The organism is Streptomyces sp. NBC_00631 (assembly GCF_045206895.1).
GTDB lineage: Bacteria > Actinomycetota > Actinomycetes > Streptomycetales > Streptomycetaceae > Streptomyces.
This window is the reverse complement of the sequence record NZ_CP107734.1, coordinates 3,642,974-3,667,955: the sequence shown is the minus strand read 5'-3', so window position 1 is coordinate 3,667,955 and position 24,982 is coordinate 3,642,974. Positions and strand designations below refer to the sequence as shown.

Below are 24,982 nucleotides of genomic sequence, written 5' to 3'. Positions count from 1 at the left end.
ACGGAGCGCGGCTCAGGCGGCCGGCCGGCGGTACCGGTTCCGCAAGGCGGTGAGGACCGGGCGGGGGCGGAGGGAGGTCTTCACCAGGAGGTGCACGGCTTCGGCGAACGGCTCCGCAATCCGGTCGTCCCGCCACACGGTCCCGACCATGCTCGTCAACGACCAGAAGGCGTCGGTGAATCGCCCCGCCCGCCGTTGCGCGGTGGCGACAGCCAACAGAATCACGCTCTCCCGGCCGCGCGAGTCGTTCTCCGGCAGACAGGAGAGCACCCAGTGGTACGCGGCCATGGCGCGGTCGGCTCGTCGCGTGTCCCGGACGGGCAGGCCCAGGTCGCCCAGTGCTCTGCGCTCGCACCAGGTGTCGTCCAGTTCGCGGTAGAGGCCGATCGCGGCGGCGGAGGCTTCCGCCGCCTGCGACCGGCGGCGCCCGCGCCGCAGCGCCGTGGCGAGACGTTCCAGTGCCTCGGCCTCCATGTGCCGGTCCCCGCGGGTCCGGAACAGCGCGATCTCCCGTTCGTGCACCTCGGCGGCCTCGGTGGGACGTCCGGCCGCGCACAGGGCGCTCCCCAGGTCGCGCAGCGCACCGGTCAGCAGGCTCTCCTCGTCGCGCTCCTCGTGGATGGCCGCCGCCCTGCGGTGGGCTGTGACGGCCTCGTCGTACCGGCCGAGCCGCTGGAGCCGGTCGGCCAGGGCCTTCAGCGCCAGGGCCTCCAGCCGGCGGTCGAACACCCGGTGGCAGATGGCCACGACCTTCTCGTAGTTGTCCACCGCCTCCTGCGGGCTCAGGTCGCTCACCGCCCACAGGTGCTGCATGGCGATGGCCTGGTGGTGTTCGTCGCCGCGCTCCTGGTAGACGGCGAGGGCGCGGCGGTACGCCTCGACGGCGTCGTCGGACCTCTTCATCGCGAACAACGTGTCTCCGAGCCCTATCAGAGTGAGGCCCTCGGCATGCCAGTCGCCGCTCTCGGCGAAGTGCCGTACGGCCTGAGTGAGCAGACCGGCGGCCTCCTCGTACTCGTGGCGGTCGCGCAGCGTGTCGGCGAGGCCCACGAGTGTCTTGCCGATCCAGCCCTGGTCACCGAGTTCCTCACAGAGCGCCAGGCTCTCGGCATGGGCCTTGACGGCCTCCTCGAACCGCTCGGCCCGGCGGAGCGAGGTACCGAGGATGTGCAGTGCCGCGATCTGGCGCTCCCGGTCGTCGCCGCGGGCCCGGGCGACGTCCAGGCTTCTGGTGGCGGCCTCCACCGCCTCGGGCAGCCGTCCGCAGTTGCCGAGAGCCTGGCTGAGGTGCCCGAGGGCGTTGGCCTCGCAGCACGTGTGGCCGATCGCGCGGGCGCAGCCGACGGCGAGCCGCGCGGCGGTCACGGCGTCGATGGCGTAACTGCTTCGTTCCAGCAGAAACAGCCGTATGTGCTCCTCCAGGTCCAGCACCGCGCGCACGTGTCCGGTGGCCGCGGCCCGGGCGATGAGCGCCACCAGGTTCGCCCGTTCCGCCTCCAGCCAGCGCACGGCGTGCGCCCGGTCCGGGAACTCGCCCGGCAACGGCCCGTCGTCGTGGTTGTGCCGATGCGCGTCCGCCGCCCGCGCGAGCTTCCCGCAGTGCGCCAGCAGACGGGTGAACGCGGCGTCCCGCCACTTGGCGCTGTCCTTCTCGACCAGCGCGGCCGCGTAGACACGGAGCAGGTCGTGCATCCGCCAGCGACCCGAGCGCACCGGCTGCTCCGCCAGCAGTCCGGCCCGGGCGAGCGCGGCCAGGGAGTCCCGGGTCCAGGCTCGGGACCGTCCCACGAGCGCCGCCGCGGCGTCCGTGTCGATGTCCGGGCCGGGACTGAGGGCGAGTTGCCGGAACAGCCGGCGGTGGGGCGACGGCAGGCGCTGGTACGAGAGACGGAACGCCGCCTGGACCGCCGTCGTGTGCCCGCCGTCCTCGAAGCACAGCACGTCCAGGCGGGTCCGGGCGTCGGCCAGGTCGGTGGCGAGCGTGGCGATGGGCCGGCCCGCGTCGGTGATGAGCAGGCAGGCGGCGATCCGCAGGGCGAGCGGATGGTGGCCGCAGTGTCCGGCGAGCCCGGCCAGCGCGTCGGCCTCCCGCTGCGGACGCGGATCGTCGGGCCTGGCATGCCGCAGCGCCTCGGCGATCAGGTCGGCGGCACCCTGCGGGGTCAGTTCGTCCAGGCCGATCAGCCGGGGCTGGAAGGCGGGGCTGGCGAGCAGGTGACGGGAGGTCACCAGCAGCCGGTGCGCGGAGCGGGCGGGAACGAGGCGCTCGATCTGTGCGGCGTCGGCCGCGTCGTCGGCGATGAGCAGGACCGCCCTGTCCTCGTCGGCGAGCCGGTTCAGCGCGGCCTGGCAAAGGCCCGTCTGCTCGTCCGGTGTCCTCGCGTCGTCCACGCCCAGCGCCCGTGCCAGCGCGCCGACCGCCTCGTCCGCGCCGACCGGCCCGGCCGGATCGTAGCCCCGCAGATGCAGGAAGACCGCGCCGCCCGGGAACCAGCCTCGGGCCACGGCCCGGTGGGCGACATGGAGGGCCAGGGCGGTCTTGCCGATGCCGGGGAGCCCGGACAGCAACGAGACGACGGCGTCGGGCCGGCCGCGGGACACGGGGGCGAGCAGCGCCAGTACGGCCTCGGCCTCCTTCTCGCGGCCTGCCAGACGCGTCGGCTCCGCCGGGAGGTGCAGCACCGGTGACCGGTCGGCGGCGCCGGACGCGCAGACCTGGTTGCCGCTGCCGCTGATCTGGATGACATGGCCGTGCCCGGAGGCCGCGGCGGCCTGTGCCCGCGCGGCCGTGCGCCTACCGGTCACGCCCGGGACCTGCCGTGCCGTCGTCCCCGCCGACCTGGGTGACCCGGGCCCGGCCCGCCGCCCTGACGTGCTGGGCCAGCCCTCCGGGACGGTCCGTGGCGGCGCCGGGGCCGGGGCGCCGGTGCCCGGCGACCTGCGTGACCCGGGCGTCGTCGGACGCTGTGACAGCCTGCCGCACGGCCCCTGCTCCCTCGGTCCCCGCCCCCGCCCACCAACCGGCCGCCGCCCCGACCAGCGCGGCCATCGTCGTCGCGAACGCCGTCGCCACCACCCACCGGTCGGCCTCCGCGCGGGGCAGAAAGCCGAACGACGCGGCTCGCGCCGCCCACAGGCAGACCACGAACGAACCGGCCCCCGCGCACACCGCGACAACCCAACGCCCTGCGCGTTGCATGCGTCCCCCCTTGCCTCGACGCGTGCTGCCAGAGGTACAGCGGAGAAGGACCCATCGGGGGCAGAACGTACAAAGCGAGGACAGAGCCGCCGTCTTGGGGTATCTCGTTCGGTGGGTGTGGCAGCGCCCCGCAAGCGGCGCGGGGAACTGCGCGATCAGCCCCCCACGGACCCGCGGACGGCCGTGACGGCCACGGCGGCGGGGGATGGGCAGCGAGGCCCACGCGACCCCGACGGCCCTTGCCGGCAAGGCGGTTCGCAGGCGTGATCTCCCTGTCCCCCGGGTAGCAACGTCCTGCTTCGCCGTCGCTTGCGGGGAGGTGTGTGAAGGGGGATCACGGGGTGTCGGACGACGGCTTGCCGGACGGATGGGAGGCCCACGAGCGTCGGCTCTGGGAGGCGTACCGGCGGGGCGAGTGGTGCGAGGACGTGCCGGAGGTGCGGGCCGAGGTCCTGCGGTGGCTGCTCGTCGCCGCCGCGCCCGGTGCCGGGGCGGCCGGCTCTGCTCTCCGGCCGAGCGGCGGCAGCGGCATCGGACCGGACTCGGTGAACACGGTCGGAACACCGGGGCAACCGTGACCGACCCTCACATGTCTAGCGGGTGTGACACAGCATCAGGACTCGCCGTCCGCAGACGGCGAGCCGTCCATCCCTAAGGGGGATCCCATGCGCATCCGCCCGGCCGTCACCGCCGTATCCCTTGCCACCGGCCTTTTCGCCCTTGCCACGTCGGTGCTGCCGACTGCCGCCCAGGCGGCGGACCGGGCCGTGCCGAGCGACACCGTCTTCTCGAACGTCGTCGTCAACGGCGGCAAGGACCTCGTCCTCGGCCTGACCACCAAGAAGACCGTCACCATCACCTGGACCGCGACGGACCCGGACGGCGTCGCCTCGTCCTGGGCCTACCTGTGGCACGGCCCGAACACCGACGACGAGGACGGCCACCTGCCGCTGTACCCGCCGACGGGTGCGTGCACGGTGTCGTCCACCGACCCCACCACCTCCGCCTGCGAGGTGAGCATCGCCGTGGACGCCGCACGGGACCTCGACCACAACGGCCTCGCCGGTACCTGGAAGGTGCTCGCCGGGGCCCAGGACCGCACCGACGACTGGACGGAGATCGACGCCGCGGGCACGGCCCGGATCAAGCGGCTGGCCAAGGTGACGGTGAACGCCTCGCCCGAGCCGGTGAAGAAGGGCAGGACCGTCACCGTCACCGGCAGACTCAGCCGCGCGAACTGGGAGAGCGGTACCTACACCGGCTATCAGGGGCAGCAGGTCAAGCTGCAGTTCCGCAAGAAGGGCAGCAGCACCTACACCACCCTGAAGACCGTCACCAGCGGCAGCGCCGGTGCGCTGAAGACGACCACCAAGGCCAAGGCCGACGGCTACTTCCGGTTCGTCTTCGCCGGCACCGGCACCACCGGTCCGGCCACCGCCGCCGGCGACTTCGTCGACGTCAGGTGAGGCCGGCCCTCGGGTGAGCACGACGGCCCCCGGTACGGGGGCCGTCCGCTGGTTCGGCGGGTGGCGTCAGCCGAGGAGCTTCGTCGCCAGGGTCGAGGCGTTGTACGAGCCCCAGCCCGTGGTGAAGTCCCAGCCGGTGGCCGCGGAGTAGGCGCCGTTGCTGCCGCTGGTGATGTCGTGGAAGCCGGTGCCGCTCGCCGCGTACAGGGCCGGGTCGGCGAAGCCGAGGTTCGCCTTGCCGGCCGCCGCTGCCTGCTGGTTGTAGAGGGCCGCGAACGCCGCCCACTCGGGGGCCGCCGCGCTGGTGCCGCCGACCGAGGACCAGGAGCCCTGCGAGTAGATGGAGACACCGGGGCTCGGGTTGGCGTGCGCCGAGACGTCCGGGACCTGGCGGTAGCCGCCGCCCGCGCTCTTCTGCACCGCCGTCTGCCAGCTCGGGATCTTGAAGACGGAGGACTTGCCGCCACCGCCGCCGGACCAGGCCACCTCCTTGCTCCAGACGTTGGCGGAGGTCACGGTCAGCTTGGTGCCGCCGACGCCCGTGACGTACGGGTCGCTGGCCGGGTAGTCGACGGAGGTCCCGCCGTCGCCCGCGTCGTCGGAGCCGTCGTCGCCGGAGGCCGCGTAGAAGCCGAGGCCCTCGGCGGCGCCCGTCTTGAAGACGGCGTCCACCGCGTTGATGTTGGAGGTGGTGCGGGCGGACTCCGCCGCGCCCCAGCTGATCGAGGTGGTCGGGATGCCGCTGTCCACGATGGCCTGGTAGGTGTCGACCTCACCAGCGTCGGAGTTGGGGCCCTCGAAGACCGTCACGTTCGCCTTCGGGGCGATCGCGTGCAGCACCTCGATGTCCAGCTCGACCTCGACCTGGCCGTCACCGAGCGCGCCGGAGCCGCCGTCCACCTTGGACACGGTCGGAGTGGGCGAGCCCAGGCTGTAGTTGGTGTCGTACTTGGTGATGTTGGACTGCTGGAAGCCGTCGAACTCAAGCAGCGCGATCTTCTGGCCGCTGCCGGTGTACGTGCCCGAGACGTTGTAGCCGCCCTTGAGCTGGGCCGGGGTGTAGCCGCCGCCGGGGCCGTTGTGCGGGGAGACGGTGTGCGGGGTCGCCTGGTGGTGCAGCTGGACCCGGTTGTTGAGGCCCGCCACGTCGCTCACGATGGAGGCCAGCGAGGACGGCAGGGTCGGCGCGCTGTCGTTGGCGTAGAAGGAGCGGCCCGTCGCGGCGTCCTTCCAGGTCGACAGCTGGGTGCCGAAGGCCTTCTGCAGCTGGGCGGCGGTGCCGCTGGCGTCGACGAGCAGGTTGCCGGAGTGCACCTTGCCGACGGTGACGCCCTGCGAACGCAGGTAGTTCTTCAGCTTCTTGACCTCGGCGTCGGTCCGGCCGAACCGGGCCGCGAACTGGCTCCTGGTCAGGTAGTGGCCGTAGGAGGCCGAGTGGGGGTCGCTGACCTTCGCCACGAAGGTGTCGAGTGCCGTACCGCCTCGGGGAGCCAGGCTGATCGCCACGGATATCCGCTTGCCGGACGCCACCTCGCCGGTGCGGGCGGCGCTCTGCTTCAGGTGCGGCAGGACGTCGCCGGCGACGGCGGCCCGGGCGGTGTGCGGGGCGTCGGCCGCGTAGGCGGCGGGGACGACCGCCGTCACCATGGCCGGCGCGGCGATCAGGCCGAGCAGTTTCAGGCGTGACTTCACTGGGGTCCTCCGGACAGGGAGAGTGGGGGGTGGGGATGCGTCCCGGAGACGGAACGGGATCACCGTAGGAACTCCGGCCCCCTCCCCGTAAGCGGGGGAACCCTTGCGTCACGTGTTAACTGCGGATGTCACGTCAACGGCGTGTGTCGAGAGGGCGGGGCAGCCGGGGCCGCACCGCCTGGCTGACCGTCACCGTCTGTGCGGCCGGACCGGGTTGCTCGTCGTCGCCGGTGTCCACCGCCGCGCCCGCGGCGATGACGGCGACGGCCATCGCGTGCGCCAGCGCGGTGCGCGAGCGGACGCCGAACTTGCGGTAGACCCGGGACAGCGCCCCCTCCACCGTCTTGACGCTGATGAACAGCTCCGCGGCGACCTCCCTGTTGGTCGCCCCGCCACCGACCAGTTCGGCGATCCTCGCCTCCGTGGGCGTGAGTTCACGTCTGCCCGCGCCCGCCTCGCCGCCGCGCTCCGCGGCCGCCAGCCGGGCCAGTTCGTCCCTGGCCCGGGCCGCGAGCGGGGCCGCGCCGATGCGGGTCGCCGTCTCCAGGGCCTCGGCGAGCGCTGCGCGGGCCGCGTTGCGGCGGCGGGCGCGGCGCTCGACCGCGCCGAGCGCGATCAGGGTCCGTACCAGCTCGACGGGGAGCGGCAGCGGGCGCAGCCGGTCGACGGCGGTACGCAGCCGTACCGTTCCTTCCCGCGCCCGGCCGAGACCCGCCTCGCGCAGTCCCTCCGCCCGGTCCAGCGCCGCCAGGACGCTGCCGGGCGCGCCGTCCGGCACGCGTGTGCGGGCGTCGTGCAGCACGGTCCCGGCCGCCTCCGTCTCGCCCAGCACGACCAGGGCCTCCGCCAGGTCGCCGTACCAGTGCAGCAGCGGCGGGTCGGCGGCGCACATGGCCTCGCCGAGTTCCCGGACGCGCTGCAGCGCCTCGACGGCGGCCGCCGCCCCGCGCGGATCGCCGCCGAGCAGTTCGGCCTGCCCGAGCACGGCGAGCGCGCGCAGCAGGAACAGCCGGTCGCCGTCGGCCTCCGAGGCGCGGACCGCCTGCGCGGCCAGCCTCCGGGCCTCGTCGGCGGCCGAGCCGGCGGTCGCGGCGAGGGCCGCCGCGTACAGGGCCGGAGCCGACTGGGCCAGCGCCCGCGAGCAGCGGGCCGCGGTGCGCAGCGCCTCCCGGCAGTGCCCGGCGCGCACCTGGATACGGGTCAGCGCCACCAGGGTCGCGACGTTCTCCTCGGCGCCCGCCGGTTCGCCGGTCGCGGCGAGCAGCGGGACGACCTGGTCGCGGGCCTCGGTCACCCGGTCGGAGTCCAGGGCGAGGATCGCCCGCATCCGGATCAGCCGCCGGCTCTCCGGGCCGCCGTCGGCACCCCCGACCAGGGTCAGCGCCTCCGCGAGCGCGGCGTCGGCGGCGACCGGATCCCCGGCCAGGGACCGCACCCGGGCGAGGGTGGCGAGCGCGTCGATCCTGGTGCCGGTGTCACCGGCCGCGCCCGCCTGCCGCGCGGCCCGCCGGGCGTGCCCGGCCGCCTCCGCCAACTCCCCGCACAGCAGGCCCCGTACGGCGGCCCAGTGGTGCAGCCGGGCCTCGGAGCGCGGATCGCCGGCCGCGTCCCGCAGGCCGTCGGCGATCAGGTCCTCGGTGCCCTCCAGTGCCTGCCCGGCGCCGCGCAGCAGGACCAGGCGGGCCCGCACCCGCCGGGCCGCCGAGCCCGACCGGGCGAGCACCGCCCCGGCGGCCTCGGCCGCCTCCTCGGTGCGCCCGGCGTCGCAGGCGTACTCGGCCGCGGTCAGCAGCCGTTCGGCGCGCTCCGCCGGGTGGCGGGCCGGGGTGCGGCGGGCGGCGAGGGCGGCCAGTTCGAAGGCGGTGCCGGGGGCGCCGTCACGGCGCGCCGAGCCGGCCGCCGCCATCAGGGTGCGGGCGGTGTCCTCGTCCTCGTACGGGTGGGCGAGCGCGAGATGGCGGGCCCGTTCCACCGGCTCGGGCACCGCGCGGGCGAGCAGTGCGTGCGCCTCCCGCCGGCCGTGCTCGGAGGCGTCGGCGTGCACGGCGGCCCGCAGCACGGGGTGGTGGAAACGTACGGCTCCGTCGGCGTCGGCGGTCGCGATGCCGAGCCGTTCCGTCTCCGCGAGGTCGGCGGCCGGGTCCGGCAGGCCGGCGGCGCGCAGCAGGGTGAGGCTGGGGCGGGCGGCGGCGCTCGCGACGAGGAGGGTGCGCCGCACCGGCTCCGGCAGCGAACGGGCCTGCTCCAGCAGGAGGGTGCGCAGTCCCGGGGGCACCGGCGGCAGCGTGCCGAACCCGGCGGGCGTCGGCGCGTGCCGGGCGGCGCGCCCCAACTCCCGTGCGTAGCAGGGGTTTCCGGCGGCGGTTTGCTGGATCGCCCGCAGCATGGCCGGGGGCAGGTCGGTGCCGAGGTCGGCGCGGACGAGGTGGGCCGTCTCGCCGTCCGTCAGGGGCGGCACGGGGAGTTCGAGGGTGCCAGGCGGGCAGCAGCGCAGCCGTCCGGGCCGGTCGCCGTCCGTCACCCGTTCGGTGGCGAGCATCCGGACGCCGGGGCCGTCGAGCCGTCGTACGGCGAAGGCGAGGATCTCGGCGGTCGGTTCGTCGAGCCACTGGAGGCCGTCTACGACGAGCAGGACCGGACCGCCGGCGGCCAGGGCGCGCAGCGCTTCGAGGACGGCGACGCGCACGGCGAGCAGGCCGCGGCCGTCCGCCGGTCCGCCGCCGCGCAGCAGGGCCGTCCGCAGCGCCGCCCGGGGTTCCGGCGGCAGGGCCTCCAGCAGGCTCTCGGGGACCGGGTCGAACAGGTCGACGAGCCCGGCGAAGGGAAGCCGGGCGTCCGCCTCGGCGGGCGAGCAGCGCAGTAAGGTGCCGCTCTCCGGGGTGTCGGCGGTCAGGGCCGCCAGGAGTGTGGACTTGCCGATGCCGGCGGGGCCGTGGAGGAGCACTCCGGGGCGCGCCGCCGCCTGGACCCGGACGGCGTCGAGCAGCGTACGGCGCCCGGTCAGTTGCATGTGTTCATGACAACCTCCGTGATCCGGTGTGTCAATGACGTTCGTCACCTCTGGGCGCCCGACGCCTTGCCCGACATGGCGTAACAGGTCATGTCTTCTTCCTGAATCCCTCGTTACGGAACGCGGAAGGCTCTTCCGCCCTCCTCCTGTGCGGAAGCAACGAAGCACGGGCAGGGAAAACAGGGACTGAGTGACATGGGTTTGACCAGTCGTACGACGGTATACGCGCTGGTGGCGCTGGCCGCCCTGTGTGTGGCGCTGCTGGTCTGGCTGTGGCCGCGGTTCGCCAGGCCGGGGCTGTGGCCGGTGCTGGGGCGGCTCGGGGCCATCGGGGTGACACAGGTGACGATCGTCGCGGCGTTCGCGTGCGCGGTGAACTCGTCGTACCAGTTCTTCGGCTCCTGGAACGAGCTGTTCGGCAACGTCGACACCGCTCCCGTCGGCGTGACGCAGGCGGCCGGCGGGAACGGCGGCGGCTCGGTGAACGGCATAAGCAGTGTCCACGGGGCCTCGCTCGTACAGCCCGCGGGTGACCAGCAGTTGAGCCGGGTCAGCGGGCTGCCCGACGGGCCTGCCGCGGCCGTCGGCCGGGTGGAGTCGGTGAAGATCATCGGCCGGCGCACCGGCGTGGTCGACCCGGCCTTCGTCTACCTGCCGCCGCAGTACTTCCAGAAGGCGTACCACCGCATGCGCTTCCCGGTGATCGTCGCGCTCAGCGGCTACCCGGGCAGCATCTACAACCTCGCCCAGCATCTGCGGGTCTCGCAGACCGCCGGCGAGCTCCAGCGCAAGGGCCAGATGCAGCCGACGATCATGGTGATGATCAGGCCCACCATCGCGCCGCCGCGCGACACCGAGTGCGTGGACGTCCCCGGCGGACCGCAGACCGAGACGTTCCTGGCCAAGGACCTCCCGGACGCGATCAAGTCCGTCTACCGGGCCGGCCACGACGCGAACTCCTGGGGTGTCATGGGGTACTCCTCGGGCGGCAGTTGCGCCCTCCAGCTCACGATGCGCGACCCCGGCGTCTACACCACGGCCGCCGCCCTGTCGCCCGACTACCGGGTCAAGGACGACCCCACCACCGGCAACCTCTTCGGCAGCGGCCCCGGCCGCCAGGCCCGGATCGACGGCCACGACCTGATGTGGCGGCTGAAGCACCTGCCCGTGCCCCAGGTCTCGGTCCTGGTCGCCAACAGCAAGCACGGCGAGAAGGGCTACCCCGAGACCCAGGCCTTCATCAAGGCCGTCAGGGCGCCCATGCGGGTCGTCTCCATCCTCCCCGAGAGCGGCAGCCACAACTTCCCCACCTGGGTGAGGGAGATGCCGGCCGCCCTGAAGTGGATGAACGACCAGCTGACCTTCCCCCAGGACGTCGTGCCCCGCCACCACGCCAAGAAGCCGGCCACCGAGGCGGCGGGCAAGCCCACCCCCGGCCCCACCCCCGGCCACGACCACCGCTCGCTGCGCGCGGAGGGCCCGGAGCCCAGCCCTACGGCCACGGCGCACCGCTGACTGCGGCTGTGCCGTACACCTGACATGTCCGATTCACCGGATCATTGCCGCTATCGACACCGATGGCGCATTTACCCATTGTGATCATGTAATTTCGTATAGCGTGCTGCCCGCCGTGACCACAGCGAAGTTCAGGTTCAGGGGGGTGGGCGGTGCGGTGGGCTTTTCCGCATGCCGAACGTGGTCGTCATGCCGCGGTCGCCGGGTTGCTCGGACTCGCCTGTACGGTCGGGCCGGTCCTGCTGAACCACTCCAGTGGCACCGCCGCCCCCCGCTTTCACTCGGGTACCGCATGGCTGCTGTCGTCGTCCGAGGGACTGCTGACGAAGATCGACGGTGGATCGGCCCGGCCGGTGGCGCAGCTCTCCCTGCCTGCGGGCACCGGTCCGGGCCCGGTCGCGCTGAGCGAGCGGGGCAGCGGCGTCGTCCTGCTGTCCGGCCGCAGCGTCTGGAGCGTGGACGACGCCAACGAGCGGTTCGCGGTACAGGACCTGGGGCTCGACGCGGACTCCGTCACCGTTTCCGGGCCGCGGGTCTACGGCATCGCCACGCACCCGCGGAACCTGGGCGCTGGAGCGAAACGGCATCCCTACGCCGTCGAATCGGTCCCGGCCGCGTCCCGGACCCTGACCAGCCCGCAGGCGGTGACCTTCGACTCTCCGGTCGTGTCGGCGGTCGCCGGAAGCGACGGTTCGCTGTGGGCCGCGCAGGAGTCGTCCGACAGCGTGCTGCGGATCAAGGGCAACCACGTCGTGGCACGGGTCCGCGTCGGTGACGGCCAGGGTTCCTTACGGCTGACCGCCGCCGCGAACACCGAGGCGGTCGTCCTCGACACCCGGACTCTGCGGCTGACCGTCCTGCCCGCGCACGGCACGGCCAGATCCTTTCCGACCGGCGACCGTGCCGAAGCGGTCACCGACGTCGAGCTGGGCATCCCGACCACCGCCTCGGCCCTCGTCCCCCTGGTCCTGCGCCCGTCACAGACCCTCGTCACCGTGAACACGGCGACCGGGGCGCTCACCAGCACGCGGCTCCCCGTCGCCCGGACGGATTCGCTGGGCCGACCGGTGGCGTCGGGGGCACTCGTGTACGTACCCGACGACACGACGGGCACGGTGCTGGTCGTGGACACCGCCTCAGGCCGCTTACGTGCCCCGGTCCAGCTGTCCCGTCCCGAGGGCCGCGCGCGGCTCGGCGTCTTCGTGCAGAACGGACTCGTCTGGGGCAACGACGAGACGGGGCCGTACGCGATGGTCGTCTGCCAGGGAACGACGCGTGTCTTCGCCAAGTACGGGCAGAGCGCGCAGCCGTCACCCACGTATTCCGGCGGCCCCTCCGTCGCCCCCCACCCGTCCGCGACCACCACCCCGACGCCGAGCCCGGACACGTCCTCGCCGACGCCGAGTGCCGGCCACCCCCGGCTCTCCCCCTCGCCGTCGCCGGCCGGGAGTCCGCTGCCCTCGGTCCGGCCGTCGGTATCGGGTCCGGCCCCGTCCGACGCACCGGGGGGAAGCGGGCCCACGCTGCTCAAGACGATCACGGTGGCGTCCAGCCCGGACCGCGCACGGACCTCCCTCGCCTGGGACCCGGCCGCCGCCCGGCTGGTCACCGCCCACGGTCCGGACTCCGGCGAGCTGTGGGACGTCTCCGCACCCCGCACCCCGCGCCCCCTGTATCCGGTGACGGACAGTCCGGGAGGCGCGACGTGGGGCACGGTCTTCGCGGCTGAGGGCAGCCTGCTGTTCGTGACGGGACGGCAGACGACGACCAACGCCCAGGACTTCACCATCTACTCGGGCGGTGGGCAGCCGCGCGTGTTGTCCAGCAAGGTGATCGGCGGAACCCAGGACCGGGGCCTCGACACCATCCTCGCGGTCCGGCCCGACGGAGGAGCCTTCGCGCTCGACGACGGTGGCCTCGGCGCGAGCCATGTCTCTCTCTGGAGCAGCGCCGACCCGACGGCACCGGTCCAGGTGTCGGACCTCGCACCGTTCTCCGGTGGTGACCACGTCGACGGTGTCGCCTTCAGCCCGGACGGCGCGACCGTGGTGGTCCACGTCTGGCGCGGCCACGCCGCCCAGGGGACGGCCGCTCTCTACCTGTACGACGTCTCCGACATCCGCCGTCCCACCGGCCCGGTCTCCGTCACCAATGTCGGCCAGGCCTACGCCCCGCTTGCTTTCAGCACCGACGGACGCCTGCTCGTCGCCCCCGGGATCGGCGCCTCGGCCGCCCTGTGGGACGTACGGGACCTCACCAGTCCGGTGGGCAGCCTGCCATCGGGCTCCACCGTCACCGCCGCCGCGTTCAGCCACAACGGGTCCGTCCTCGCCACCGGCGAGAAGAACGGCACCGTGAAGCTGTGGAAGGTGGGGCCGGGACAGCGGCCGGTTCTGCTGCGCACCCTCACTCGGCGGCCCTCCGCCATCGACCAAGTCTCCTTCGACACCCGCACCGGGCTGCTCGGTGTGGCCGATGCCACCACCGTGCAGCTGTGGAAGACCGACTGAACCAAGGAAGTTGCATGTCCTACCGGCGTGGTCCGCACTCCGACCCCTACGGTCAGTTCGCTGACGGCTTCAGCACCCTGGCCGAGCATGTCGGGCGTGTCATTCTCGGCAAACGGCAGGAGATCGAGCTCGCGTTGACCGCGATGCTCGCCGAGGGGCATCTCCTCATCGACGATTTCCCCGGCCTCGGAAAGACCTCACTGGCCCAGGCCGTCGCGCGCTCCGTGGAGGGGAAGTTCCAGCGGATCCAGTTCACGCCGGACATCCTTCCGTCCGACATCACGGGCTCGATGATCCTCAACGAGAGCCGAAGTGAGCTGGTGTTCCGGCCCGGCCCGGTCTTCGCGAACGTCGTGCTGTGCGACGAGGTCAACCGCGCCTCGCCCAAGGCGCAGTCGGCCCTCCTCGAAGTCATGGAGGAACGGCAGGTCACCGCGGACGGCGAGGCCGTTCCCGTACCCCGGCCGTTCATGGTCGTGGCGACACAGAACCCGGTCGACTTCGCGGGCACGTACCCGCTCCCGGAGTCACAGCTGGACCGGTTCATGATCTGTATGCGGATCGGCTATCCCGATGCCGCGACCGAGCGGGAGATCCTGAAACAGGAGAGTGTGCGCAGGTCGGTCGACACCTTGTGGGAGACCACCATGGGCGCCCGGTTGAAGGAGATGATCGAGATCGCCCGGGAGGTGCGGGTCGACGACGAGATCCACGATTTCGTCGTCCGTGTGCTCGGGCGCACCCGTGACAGCGATTCGGTACGCCTGGGCGCCAGCCCGCGGGCCGGCATCGCGCTGATCCGCGCGGCCCGGGTACGGGCCGCCAGCCAGCGGCGGCACTTCGTCGCCCCGCAGGACGTGCAGGCGCTCGCCGGCCCGGTGCTTGCGCACCGGCTCGTACTCGACAGCGGCGCGGCATACCGCGACACGACCGCCGAGGAGATCGTCGAGCGCGCCGTCGAGAGTGCCAGGCCGACCAGGTGAGGATCACCGGCACCGGACTCGGTGTGCTGGCCACGTCCCTCGTACTGGGCTGCTGCGCGGTCCTGTTGGCGGCACCGGCGCTCGGCCTGGCGGCCGTGGCCGGGCTGCTGGCGCTGGCCTCGGGGGTGTTGTCGACGATCACCGCGGCAAGGCCGACCGCGGTCCTTTCGCTGGACACGGCAACCGTGCGCAGGGGAGGCCTCGTGACCGCGCGCATCCGCTTCGCTCCCACGAGGCTCCTGCTCCGTACCGGAGTGGATCTGGGCAGCACGGCGTTCGGCCTCAGCGCGGTGCCGGCCGTCCCCGCGGCGGTCGGGCCTTCGGAGACCGCGAGCGGCCCGGAACGGATCCTGGTGCTCGGAGCGACGAGACACGGAGCGATGACGGTGGGCCCACCTGTGCTCACGCAGACCGATCCGCTCGGCCTCTGCCGGCGTGTGACCCGCACGAGCGGGACGAGTGCGCTGCTCGTCCGTCCCGCGCTGCTCCCTGTCGGCCGGGTGCGGCCGCCCGGCCGGGCGCGGTCGTCGGTGGGCGGCCGCGGCACCGCGGCCGACCGGGGCGAGTCGGACACCCTGCGCCCGTACGAGCCCGGAGACGACATCCGGCTGATCCACTGGCCCAACAGCGGTCGTACCGGGGAGATCCTGGTCCGCAGACAGGTCACTCCGCCCGCACCGGAAGTCGTCGTTCTGCACGACACGACAGAGGCCTCCTACGCCGCCGTCGAGGACTTCGAGGAAGCCGTGGACTTCTCGGCCTCGGTCGTCGCGGCCGCCACCGCCGTCGGTCTGGCCCTGCGACTCGGCACGACGAACGGCTCACGGGTGTGGACGTGGTCGGCCGGCGACCGGTGCACGGAACACGACGTCGCGAGTGCCTTCGTCTCCGTGCAGCCGCGGGCCACCGTGCCGGGCGCGATTCCCGGCGGGGCGCATGTGCTCGGCCGGTCGGTCCGCGGAACGCTCGTGGGCGCCGCCGCCTGCACGATCGTCACCGGCGCACCGGGGGCGGAACTGCTGAGCGCCCTGCGGGACTCGGCGCTTCCCATGCGGCTCACCCTGGTGTGCATCGGGCCGCGTCGGCCGGCCGAACCGGTGGAGCGGTGGGCGCGGGCCCGCGGCGCGTCCCTGATCGACGCCGCCGACGCACGGGGGGCGATCTCCCAGTGGACGGCGAGGACCGAGGTGTTCCGATGAGCGGGTCACCTTGTCGCCGGCTGCCCTTCCTGGTGGTGGCGATCGCGGCCTCGGGGTTCGCGTTCGGAGCGGCCTTCCGCTACGCGGACCTGGCCCTTCCCGTGCTGGTCGGCGTCGCCGTGCCCACGGCGGCGGTCGCCGCCCTGCGACGGGTCCGCCCGGGATGGGGCCCGGCAGCCGACCTGCCCCTTCTGACGGTCCTCGGATGCGCGGTCGGCACCGTACTGCTGTTCCACGACGTCCTGGCGGCGCACGGGCTGTTGCGAGCAGCGCGGGACGCCGCCTCGGCGGAGGCCGGGGTGTGGTCCAGCCTGGGAGTCAGTCTTCCGGCCTCCGGCGACGCGGAGGCCCTGGTAGCGCCCTTCACGCTGACCTGGGCGGTGACCGTGTCGGCCGTCGAACTCCGCCTGCGGGCCAGGGCGGACGCCCTGGCGCTGCTGCCGCCGACCGGAGCGCTGGTCGTCGGTGTGCTGATGTGCGCGCCGCAGACTGCGGGCGCGATCGTTCCGGGCGTCGTGTTCGCACTCGCCGTCGCGGCCGACCTCGCCGGCCGGGAATCCGGGCCGCTGCCGGGGAACTCGCGGTGGCGATGGGGCACCGTCCTGCCGGCAACCGGATGCGTGGTCCTGGCCACAGCGCTCGCCACCGGTACCCCCTGGCTCACCGAACGGCTGCCCCACGACGTCGTCCGCCACGCCGGCGGAGCTCCGCAAAATGCCCTGGACCCGCTGGCCCAGGCCGCGACCTGGGTGTCCCGGCCGCGCCAGACCCTCTTCCGTGCGACGGGAACCGCCCCCGAGAGGTGGGTCCTCGCCGATCTCGATCGCTACGACGGAGTCGAGTGGCAGCCGTCGGGCGGCTTCGTCTCCTCGGCGTCCCTCGCCTACCTGTCGGGAACCGGGCGCGTCACGTCCGGCGTCGGCAGCACGGACGTACGCATCGAGGCGTTGACCGGGCCGTATCTGCCGCTGCCGCGAAACGCGGTGGCCGTCGAGGGAGTGCCGGTGACCGTGAGCAGGCATGACGGAACCGTCCTGGCCCAGCGCAGGCTCCGGCGGGGCAGCGGCTACCGGGCCACCGTGCCGCGCCGGCCGAACGTCACGAGGTACCTGAACGACACCCTGGTCCCTGACCGGTCCGATCCGACCACCCTGGCCCTCCCCGCGAACGCCCCCGCCGATCTGGCCGAACTCGTCAGCCGGAGCATCTCGGCGCTGCCCGCCTCCGCGACGCCCTACCAGCGGGCCGGGGCACTCGCCAGGCGCCTTGCCTCGCACTACGCCTACCGTCCGGCCGAAGCGCAGGACCAGACGCTCGGCGGGGCCGCTCGGCTGCTCGCGACCGGGCAGGGGCCGGCAGCGGCTTTCGCCACCGTCTTCGCGCTGGGAGCCAGGGAGATGGGCCTGCCCGCCCGGGTCGCCGTCGGATTCACCGCGGGTACCCGTGCGCCGGACGCCTCCCGCACCGTCACCGGAGCAGACGTCGACGTGTGGGGTGAGGTGCGGTTCACAGGCGTCGGCTGGCTGCCGTTCGACATCCTGCCCCGGCCGACGGCGGGGCCCGCGGCCGCCCTTCCTCTGCCCACGCTGCGACCGCCCAGCCCCACACCCACCCCGACGCCCACCTCCAGTCCGAGCCGGCTGCCGTCCGCCTCCGCCGTGCCCAGCCCGCCGCCGCCCACCCCGGCGGGCGCCACCGGAGGCGTCGGGCGCAGGACCGTCCCTTGGGGGATCCTGCTGACGGTCGCCGGCGTCATCGCTGCGGCCGCCGCGGCCTGGACCTGGGCGGCCGCCCCGCGCCTGCGTCGGCTCCGGGCCAAACGGCGCTCCACTCCGGTCGGCCGGGTCGAGGGTGCCTGGGAGGTGGCCACCGCACGGCTGGCCAGACAGCGGCTGATCTCCCGGCAGGCGCCCCGCAGACCTGAGGGCATCGCGGACGCGCTGCGCGCGGACGCGCGGGAGTCGCTGGCGCCGCAGCTCACGGCGCTGGGTGTACTGGCGACCCAGGCCCGCTACGGCGAACCCGACGCCGGCGAGGCACGGCACCACCCGCACTGGCCCCGGATGACCGACGCCGACGCCGACGGAGCCTGGCAACTGGAGGCAGAGATCGCCGATCGGGGTCGCACCCTGGTCCGGCGTGCCCGTGCCAGCGCGCTGCGACGCTCCCTGCACGCGGTACCGGCAGCGCGCACCCGCCCGTCCGACCGGCCACGGACAGGGGGGCACACGTGACAGACCCGATCGGCGTGCTCGCCGCGGGGCGGGCCCACGCCCTGCTGATCGGCTGCGGCACCTACGAAGCGGAAGGCTGGCCGGCGGTCAGGGCTGCCGGTCCGACCCTGGAGGGCCTGCGTTCGGTGCTGCTCCGCCGCTGCGGAATGGCCCCGGACGCCGTCACCGTGCTGCTGGACCCCGATGAGCCCAGGACCCTGCTCACGGCTGTGGACGACGCCGTCACGGACGCGAAAGGGGGCGTACTGCTGCTGTACTTCGTCGGTCATGCCGCGCCGGGCGACAACGGGCGGCTCCGGCTGATGACAAGGCGGTCGGCGCCTCCGCACACGTTCGGCCCGCTGGCGGGCTACTCGCAGGTCAGCTTCAGGGACGTCGTGGAGACGGTACGGCGGGGCGACCCGCGGCCGAGTTCGCTGATCGTGGTCCTCGACTGCTGCGAGGCCAACAGGGGTCATCAAGAGCTCGCCGGACTCGACTCGTACTACTTCCTCGCGGCCGCGGCCAGGGACCAGCGCGCGCTGGCACCACCGGACCAGGACCGCACCGTGTTCGGCGGCCGGGTCATCGACCTGCTGGAGCGTGGGGCCCCCGAGTTCGGCCCCACCGTCAGGCTCGACACCTTCAGCGAGGTGCTGCGCAGGACCACCCCCCTCGGGACTCCGACGCCCAGAGCCAACGGGACCGCGGGGGAGTTGTGCCTGGCCGCGAACCCCCACCCGGACGCGCTGGAACGGGAGAAGCTGCCGGCGGGCAGCAGTGCGGCGCCGAGTGGGGTGTGTCCCTATCCCGGTCTGGCGGCCTTCACGGAGCGGCAACGGGACTGGTTCCACGGCCGTGAGGACTGCGTCGACCAACTGGCCTTCAGACTCACCCCCCTCGGCACCCCCCGGCTGCCGCTGATCCTCAACGGCCCCTCGGGATCGGGGAAGTCGTCACTCGTCCGCGCCGGGCTGCTGCCCCGGCTGGCGGGTCTGCCCCCGGAGGGAGCGGCGACCTCGCGGGTGACCGCGGTACTGGAGCCCTCGGCGCCCCGCCCGCTGCACGCCCTCGCACGTCACCTGGCGGACCTGGGACAGGCCATGGACGTGGCCGACGTGGAGACGCGGCTGCGCTCGGGCGAGCGGGGCGTGCGATCGGTCGTCAGGGACGTGCTGACGGGCCGTGCCGATGCCGACGGAAGGCCGCCCGAACTGCTGGTGGTCGTCGACCAGTTCGAGAGGGCATTCGATCCGGATGTCGATCCCGGTGAGCGCGCGGCCTTCGTCACCGCGCTGTGTGCCCTGGCCCGAACGGAGATTCCGTCGCTGCGGCGTTCCGTCCATGGAGATCCCGCGGGGGAGCGGGTACGCGTACGGGTTCTGCTCGCCGTCCAGGCGGAGTTCGCGGCGGTTCTCTCGGAGTCCGACGACCGGCTGCGGCAGGCCCTGACGGTGAACCAGTACATCCTGCCGCTGTTCGGCGACTCCGACGTGAGGCAGGCGGTGGTCGGACCAGCCGGCATGGAGGGCATCGTCCCGGACACCGACTTCGTCGCCCGTATCTGCGCCGACTTCGCCGCCGCGGCACAGTCGCCGTACGGCGGCGGCACCGCCGGATTCACTCCGTCCCGACTGCTGCCCCACCTGGCGCAGTCGCTGAGGGCCACCTGGCACAGGTCGCCGGGCCGTCTGACGCTGGAGGCCTACCAGAGCTGCGGCGGGCTGACGGGCGTCATCGGCCAGACCGCCGAAGAGTGCTTCCACCGGATCGAGGAGCCCGCTCACGCGATCGCCCGGGTGCTGCTGCTCGACCTGGTGGACATCAGCGGGCAGCGGCCGTTCGGTCTGAGGACCGTTCCCAGGGAGGTTCTGCTCGACCGCGCCGCGAACTCAGTCGACCCGCCGGATCACGACCTGGCGGCCCGCACCCTGGAGACACTCGCGACACACCAGCTGGTGGTCGACGGCGCGTCCGGTGTGTCCCTGGCCCATCTGATCCTGCTGGCCGCCTGGCCCCGCATGACCCGATGGGTGCAGGAGGACCGGGAATGGCACATCGTCCGGGAACGCATCCAGAAACAGGCCCGGGACTGGCGCGGCGAGGGCTCGGACCACGGGAACCTCACACCGGACATCTTCTTGCCCGACGACTTCGCGGAAGCGGTCCGCAGACGGGACAGAAGCGGTCTGTCGCCGGGTGACTGGGAGTACCTCAACGCCACCATGGCCTGGTGGACGAGACAGGCGCGCCGCCGTCGCCGGTCCGAGGCCCTGCACCGGTTCAGCGCGACCGTCGCCGCCGTCGCGCTGCTGGCGTGCGGGGCGGGGCTGGCGTACGGACGTCATCAGAACGACTCGGCGCAGGGGGTCCGGTCCGCGCAGGCCGCAGGCCGACTGGCGTCGGCCGCGGACTCGGTGCAGAAGGACCATCCGGAGCTCGCCGCGAGGCTCGCCGTCGCCGCCTACCGTGCCTCACCCGGTCCGCAGGCCTGGGGTGCGCTGCTGCGCTCCGCGGCCGAGGCCCGCCCCACCGGTGTCTCCGACGGGCTCACCAGCCGGCTGTCCGGCAGCCAGGTCGTCATCAGCGACCGGCGGGTCGCGACCGCGGAGCCGGACGGGGGCGTCGCTGTCGGTGCCGTGGGTGACGGCCACCTGACCACGGTCCTGCCCGACAGCCGTGGATTCACCGCGGGCCTGGCCTTCAGCCACAGCGGTGACGTGCTCGCCGGCACGGACGGACAGGGGGTCGTCAGACTCTGGAACCTGAGGACTCCACAGGCTGCGCCACGCTCCTTCACCACCACCTCCCTGGGCACCGCGGATGCGGACACGTACGTGCTGACCTTCAGTGCGGACGACACCCTCCTCGCGGTCGCCGCCGATCACGGCGCGGACGCGGGCACCGCGACCACGGACGGCAGCGAAGTGTGGCGTACGGCCGGTGGTCCCCGGCCGGTCAGGCTGGCGCCGCTTCCCGGATCGTTCGCCCGCTTCACCGGAGAGGGTGCGACCCTGGCCGTCCGTGATCTGCGGGGTTCGTGGGCCCTGCACTCCGTCGACCCCTCTGGAGAAGCCGGAGCGGTTCACGGACCGGCCTCGAAGCTGCCGTTGGACCGGGCGTCCGCCCCGGTGAGTGTCTGCTTCAGCCCGCGAGGCGGCCTGTTCGCCCAGGTCGCCGACCGGACCCGGATCTGGGTCACCTCCGGCCGGACCACGACACAGACCGCCGGCTTCATCACCCGGGGAGTGTCCTGCGCCTTCTCGGCGGACGGCAGCATGCTGGCGGTCTTCGGCGCCACCACCGAACTCTGGGGACTCGACGCGCGGCACGGTGCGTCGCGCATCACCGTCATCGACACCCCGTCCGGCGAAGTGCACGGTTCCAGGACCGGCCAGTTCAGTGCCGACGGCCGTCTTCTCGCCGTCCGCGGCACCCCGCCCCACGTCTGGGACCTCACCGACCTGAGACAGCCGGGCCTGGTCGCGGAGCTCACGACGACACAGATGCCGGGTCCCGTCTCCGTCGACCCCTCTGGCGCCGTCGCCGCCGTCGGTACCGGCGACGGCAGTGTGGCCGTGTGGGACCTTCACGACCCCCGGCATCCAGGACGCCGGCCGGCCCTGCCCGCTCCGCCGGGAGCCCGGTCCGTCTCGACCCTGCGATTCGCCCCGGGCAGTGAGCGTCTCACCGTCACCTACACCCAAGGCGTACGCAGAACCTGGGATCTGACCGGAGGCGCCGCCAGCCCCGCACCCACTCCCACCACACCTCTCGACCCGGACGCCGTCTCCGCCTCCGGCACGCACCACCACCTGACCGTCACCAGCGACGGCCCGACCGTCACGCTCACCAGCGGTACGGACGACGACGCGGTCACCATCTCGGTGACTCCCGACTCCGGAGCGACGGTCACCGCCGTGGCCCTCGATCCCGGCGACACCGTCCTGGCCGTCGGCACCGAGCGCGGAGGTGTGACGCTCATCCTTCTCGACGGTCACACCACGCCCACGTCGGCGGTCGACCTGCCCGCACGAGCGGCCCCCATCACCGGGATCGGCTTCGGGCCGGGGGGCGTTCTCCTGACAGCGGCCGAGGACCACACGGTCCGGGTCTCCGATCTGGCGCCTGCCTCGCTCATCGACCGGATCTGCGCGGCCCCGCTGACTCCGCAGGTCGCGGCTCTGTGGCCGCGCTACGCCCCCGGAAACGCGGACTCGGCCTGCCCGGGCACCTGATCTCCCGCATCACCAGCCACTGGAGGACACACATGACATTTCTCGTCGAGCAACTCAACGACGACTCGGACGACTTGCGCGATCTGCGCCACGTGCTCGACCAGGAGTCCGTGGTCGGCAGGGTGGAGGAGGTCCGTGAGCCCGTCCCGGAGGGCGCGCTGGGCGGTGAACTCACGGGTCTGCTCGTCCATGTCGCCCCCGACCTCTGCACCATGCTGACCAGCGTCCTGGTCACCTGGCTCCACACCCGGCGGGGACGGCTGCGCCTCACGTTCAGGAAGCAGACCGACGGCTCGGCCGTGGTGACTCTCGACAGCAGGAGCCTGCCGGCGGACACCACCGCCGCGCTGCAGGCGTTCCTGACCACGGTGCAGACGGCCGCCGAGCCGTCCCGGCCCGCAGCCCTGACCGGGGAACCGGACCAGCAGCGCGGACTTCACTCCTGACCGCGCGTCACAAGTCCCCGGCGTCGTAGGGTGGGCAGCCGGTGCCGGAGCAGGGGAGGCGCGATGCAGGTAGCCGTGGTCACCTTCGACGGGTTCAACGAGCTCGACTCCTTCATCGCCGCCGCGCTGGTCAACCGGTGCCGCAAGGACGGGCTGGAGGCGTTCATCACGACGCCCGCCCCGGTCGTCACGTCCATGAACGGCGTCGAGGTGACCGGGCAGCGGCCGCTGGAGTTCGTGGCCGAGGCCGATGGCGTGCTGATCGGCAGCGGGGTGCGGACCCGGGACGTCGTCGCCGACGACCGGCTGGTCTCCCGGCTGCCCCTGGACCCCGGGCGTCAGCTGATCGGCTCGCAGTGCTCCGGCGCCCTCGTGCTGGCCAGGCTCGGCCTGCTGGACGGCCGGCCCGCGTGCACGGACCCGGTCAGCCGGCCCTTCGTCGAGGCCCGCGGCGTCACCGTGCTGGACGCGCCGTTCCACAGCGAGGGGAACATCGCCACGGCCGGCGGCTGCATGGCCTCCCAGTATCTCGGCGCCTGGGTGATCTCCCGGATCCTCGGCGAGGAGGCCGTGCGCGCTGTCGTCGGCTACACGGCCCCCGTCGGCGAGCAGCGGGAGACCGTCGACCGTGTCCTGCGTGCCGTCCGCACGGGTGAGGCCGCCGCACTGGGCTGAGCCCGGCCGCGGGTGGGACTCAGATCCAGGTGTCGAGCCACATCCTGGCGTGCCAGCCGCTGTAGGGGATCGTCTGCCCGGTGTAGATCGGGAAGAAGTAGACGAAGTTCCAGGCGATGAGGAGCACCAGCACCCCGGCGGCCACCGCGCCCCGCAGCCGGCGCCGCTGGGTCGCGCCCGGCGGACCGAGCACGGCCGCGATCATCATGGCCACGGCCAGGCACAGGTACGGCACGAAGACCACGGCGTAGAAGGAGAACACCGTGCGGTCCTGGTACAGGAACCAGGGGAGGTAGCCGGCCGCCACCCCGCAGAGGATCGCGCCGGCCCGCCAGTCCCGGCGCAGCGCCCACCGGTACAGCAGGTAGGCGAGGGCGAAGCAGGCCGACCACCACAGCATGGGGGTGCCCAGGGCGAGGACGGTGCGGGAGCAGGAGCCCGCTGTGGAGCAGCCGTCCTGGCCGGGCTGCGGGGAGTCGTAGGCGAACAGCACGGGACGGCCGAGGACCAGCCAGCTCCAGGGGTTCGACTGGTACTTGTGCGGCGTGTGCAGGCCGACGTTGAACTGGTACACCAGGTACTCGTAGTGCCAGAAGCTGCGCAGCGGGGCCGGTATCCACGACCAGGTGCCGCCGCGGCCGTCCGCCCAGTGCCGGCCCCAGCCGTCGTCGGACAGGAACCAGCCGGTCCAGGCCACCAGATACGTCAGGACCGCGGTCGGGACGAGGGCGAGGACCGACCGGCCGAGGTCCCGGCGCAGGACCGCCCGGTACGGGTGGCGGGCCCCGGCGACGCGGCGGGCGCCGACGTCCCACAGCAGTGTCAGGACCACGAAGAAGACCAGGACGTACAGGCCGTTCCACTTGGTCGAGGCCGCGAGGCCCAGGAGCACGCCGGCCGCGAGGCGCCAGGGCCGCCGGCCCGTGGTGGCCCGGTCGCCGGTGCCGGCGTCCGGGCGGACCCTGCCGTCCGCGTCGGCCGGCAGGGCCGCCGCGAGCCGGGCCCGGGCTTGGTCCCGGTCGATCAGCAGGCAGCCGAACGCGGCGAGCACGAAGAACATGACGACGAGGTCGAGCAGGGCGGTGCGGCTCATCACCAGGTGCAGGCCGTCGACCGCCATCAGCGCCCCGGCCAGACAGCCCAGGAACGTCGAACGGAACAGGCGGCGGCCGATGCGGCACAGCATGAACACCGACAGGGTGCCGAGGGCCGCCGTCATGAAACGCCAGCCGACCGGGTCGAGGCCGAACAGCCACTCCCCGACGGCGATGACCCACTTGCCCGTGGGCGGGTGCGCGACGAAGGAGCCGGTGTCCGAGAGCGAGATCACCTGGGGGTGCGCCAGGATCTGCGGATCGGCGATCTTGCGGTCCGGCCAGGTGCCCTCGTACCCGAGATGCAGCAGTGCCCAGGCGTCCTTGGCGTAGTACGTCTCGTCGAAGACGAGGTCCCGCGGCCGGCCGAGACGCCAGAAACGTAGGGCGCCGGCCAGGGCGGTGACGAGCAGCGGGCCCAGCCACTCCATCGCTTTCGCGAGGCCCTGTGCCCGGGCCGGGCCGAGGCCCAGCAGCCGCCAGACGCGGGTGGCGGGCTCGGGGAAGGGCGGGACCAGGCGCTCCTGGACACCGGTGTGCGTACCGGCGCGCGGGGCCCCGGCGTAACCGAACCGGCGCAGCCGGTCCTGCCACCCGGGGGACGCCGGCGCCGCCGGACGTATGCCGTCGAGGTCGTGGGACCGCGTCGCGCTGCTGTTCGTCACCGGACGACCTTAAGGGCTGTCCGGCGGATCATGCCGCAGACGGGGGGCGGGCACGCCCTCCCCCAGAGGGGGTCCCC

General features: G+C 73.3%; 15 protein-coding genes. 10 read left to right on the top strand and 5 right to left on the bottom strand.

The window, feature by feature from the left end; all coding sequences use genetic code 11:
• Nucleotides 1–12: 12 nt before the first annotated feature.
• Together OHB00_RS16805 and OHB00_RS16800 are read right to left on the bottom strand one after the other, a co-directional pair.
• Entirely contained in the window at nt 13–2,805 is a 2,793-nt protein-coding gene (locus tag OHB00_RS16805) for a tetratricopeptide repeat protein (RefSeq protein WP_406435713.1), read from the bottom strand.
• On the bottom strand, nt 2,795–3,199 hold the full coding sequence (locus tag OHB00_RS16800) for a hypothetical protein (protein ID WP_406435712.1): 405 nt from the start codon (nt 3,197–3,199) through the stop codon (nt 2,795–2,797). Before OHB00_RS16800 ends, OHB00_RS16805 begins: the two co-directional genes overlap by 11 nt.
• A 341-nt stretch (nt 3,200–3,540) precedes the next feature.
• On the opposite strand from OHB00_RS16800, the gene OHB00_RS16795 reads away from it, so the two are divergent.
• Nucleotides 3,541–3,777: a hypothetical protein gene (locus tag OHB00_RS16795; protein ID WP_406435711.1), complete on the top strand. Its 237-nt coding sequence runs from the start codon at nt 3,541–3,543 to the stop codon at nt 3,775–3,777.
• An 87-nt stretch (nt 3,778–3,864) separates the two neighbouring features.
• Entirely contained in the window at nt 3,865–4,665 is an 801-nt protein-coding gene (locus OHB00_RS16790) for a hypothetical protein (RefSeq protein ID WP_406435710.1), read from the top strand.
• Nucleotides 4,666–4,731: 66 nt separating this feature from the next.
• On the opposite strand, the gene OHB00_RS16785 is transcribed toward OHB00_RS16790, so the two are convergent.
• Nucleotides 4,732–6,357, bottom strand: a complete 1,626-nt coding sequence (locus OHB00_RS16785; protein ID WP_406435709.1) for a protease pro-enzyme activation domain-containing protein — start codon at nt 6,355–6,357, stop codon at nt 4,732–4,734.
• A gap of 133 nt (nt 6,358–6,490) precedes the next feature.
• A complete protein-coding gene (locus OHB00_RS16780; protein WP_406435708.1) occupies nt 6,491–9,367 on the bottom strand; it encodes an AAA family ATPase in 2,877 nt (958 codons plus the stop codon).
• A gap of 195 nt (nt 9,368–9,562) precedes the next feature.
• On the opposite strand from OHB00_RS16780, the gene OHB00_RS16775 reads away from it, so the two are divergent.
• The 8 genes from OHB00_RS16775 to OHB00_RS16740 all read left to right on the top strand — a co-directional run bounded on the left by OHB00_RS16775 (nt 9,563) and on the right by OHB00_RS16740 (nt 23,146).
• The gene (locus tag OHB00_RS16775) at nt 9,563–10,882 is read left to right on the top strand and encodes an alpha/beta hydrolase (protein ID WP_406435707.1); all 1,320 of its coding nucleotides are present in this window, start codon (nt 9,563–9,565) and stop codon (nt 10,880–10,882) included.
• A gap of 206 nt (nt 10,883–11,088) precedes the next feature.
• Entirely contained in the window at nt 11,089–13,392 is a 2,304-nt protein-coding gene (locus OHB00_RS16770) for a WD40 repeat domain-containing protein (protein ID WP_406435706.1), read from the top strand.
• 14 nt (nt 13,393–13,406) lie between these two features.
• Complete coding sequence (locus OHB00_RS16765) at nt 13,407–14,375, top strand: AAA family ATPase (protein WP_406435705.1); 969 nt, start codon at nt 13,407–13,409, stop codon at nt 14,373–14,375.
• The gene (locus tag OHB00_RS16760; protein WP_406435704.1) at nt 14,372–15,574 is read left to right on the top strand and encodes a DUF58 domain-containing protein; all 1,203 of its coding nucleotides are present in this window, start codon (nt 14,372–14,374) and stop codon (nt 15,572–15,574) included. The genes OHB00_RS16765 and OHB00_RS16760 overlap by 4 nt, the downstream gene beginning before the upstream one ends.
• Nucleotides 15,571–17,808: a DUF3488 and transglutaminase-like domain-containing protein gene (locus OHB00_RS16755; RefSeq protein ID WP_406435703.1), complete on the top strand. Its 2,238-nt coding sequence runs from the start codon at nt 15,571–15,573 to the stop codon at nt 17,806–17,808. Before OHB00_RS16760 ends, OHB00_RS16755 begins: the two co-directional genes overlap by 4 nt.
• Nucleotides 17,805–22,025: a hypothetical protein gene (locus OHB00_RS16750; protein WP_406435702.1), complete on the top strand. Its 4,221-nt coding sequence runs from the start codon at nt 17,805–17,807 to the stop codon at nt 22,023–22,025. The genes OHB00_RS16755 and OHB00_RS16750 overlap by 4 nt, the downstream gene beginning before the upstream one ends.
• 32 nt (nt 22,026–22,057) lie before the next feature.
• Complete coding sequence (locus OHB00_RS16745) at nt 22,058–22,471, top strand: hypothetical protein (protein WP_406435701.1); 414 nt, start codon at nt 22,058–22,060, stop codon at nt 22,469–22,471.
• Between the two features lie 63 nt (nt 22,472–22,534).
• The gene (locus OHB00_RS16740; protein ID WP_406435700.1) at nt 22,535–23,146 is read left to right on the top strand and encodes a DJ-1/PfpI family protein; all 612 of its coding nucleotides are present in this window, start codon (nt 22,535–22,537) and stop codon (nt 23,144–23,146) included.
• Nucleotides 23,147–23,165: 19 nt separating this feature from the next.
• Here the strand turns inward: OHB00_RS16740 and OHB00_RS16735 are convergent, their stop codons facing one another.
• The gene (locus OHB00_RS16735) at nt 23,166–24,905 is read right to left on the bottom strand and encodes a dolichyl-phosphate-mannose--protein mannosyltransferase (protein ID WP_406435699.1); all 1,740 of its coding nucleotides are present in this window, start codon (nt 24,903–24,905) and stop codon (nt 23,166–23,168) included.
• Nucleotides 24,906–24,982: the final 77 nt, after the last annotated feature.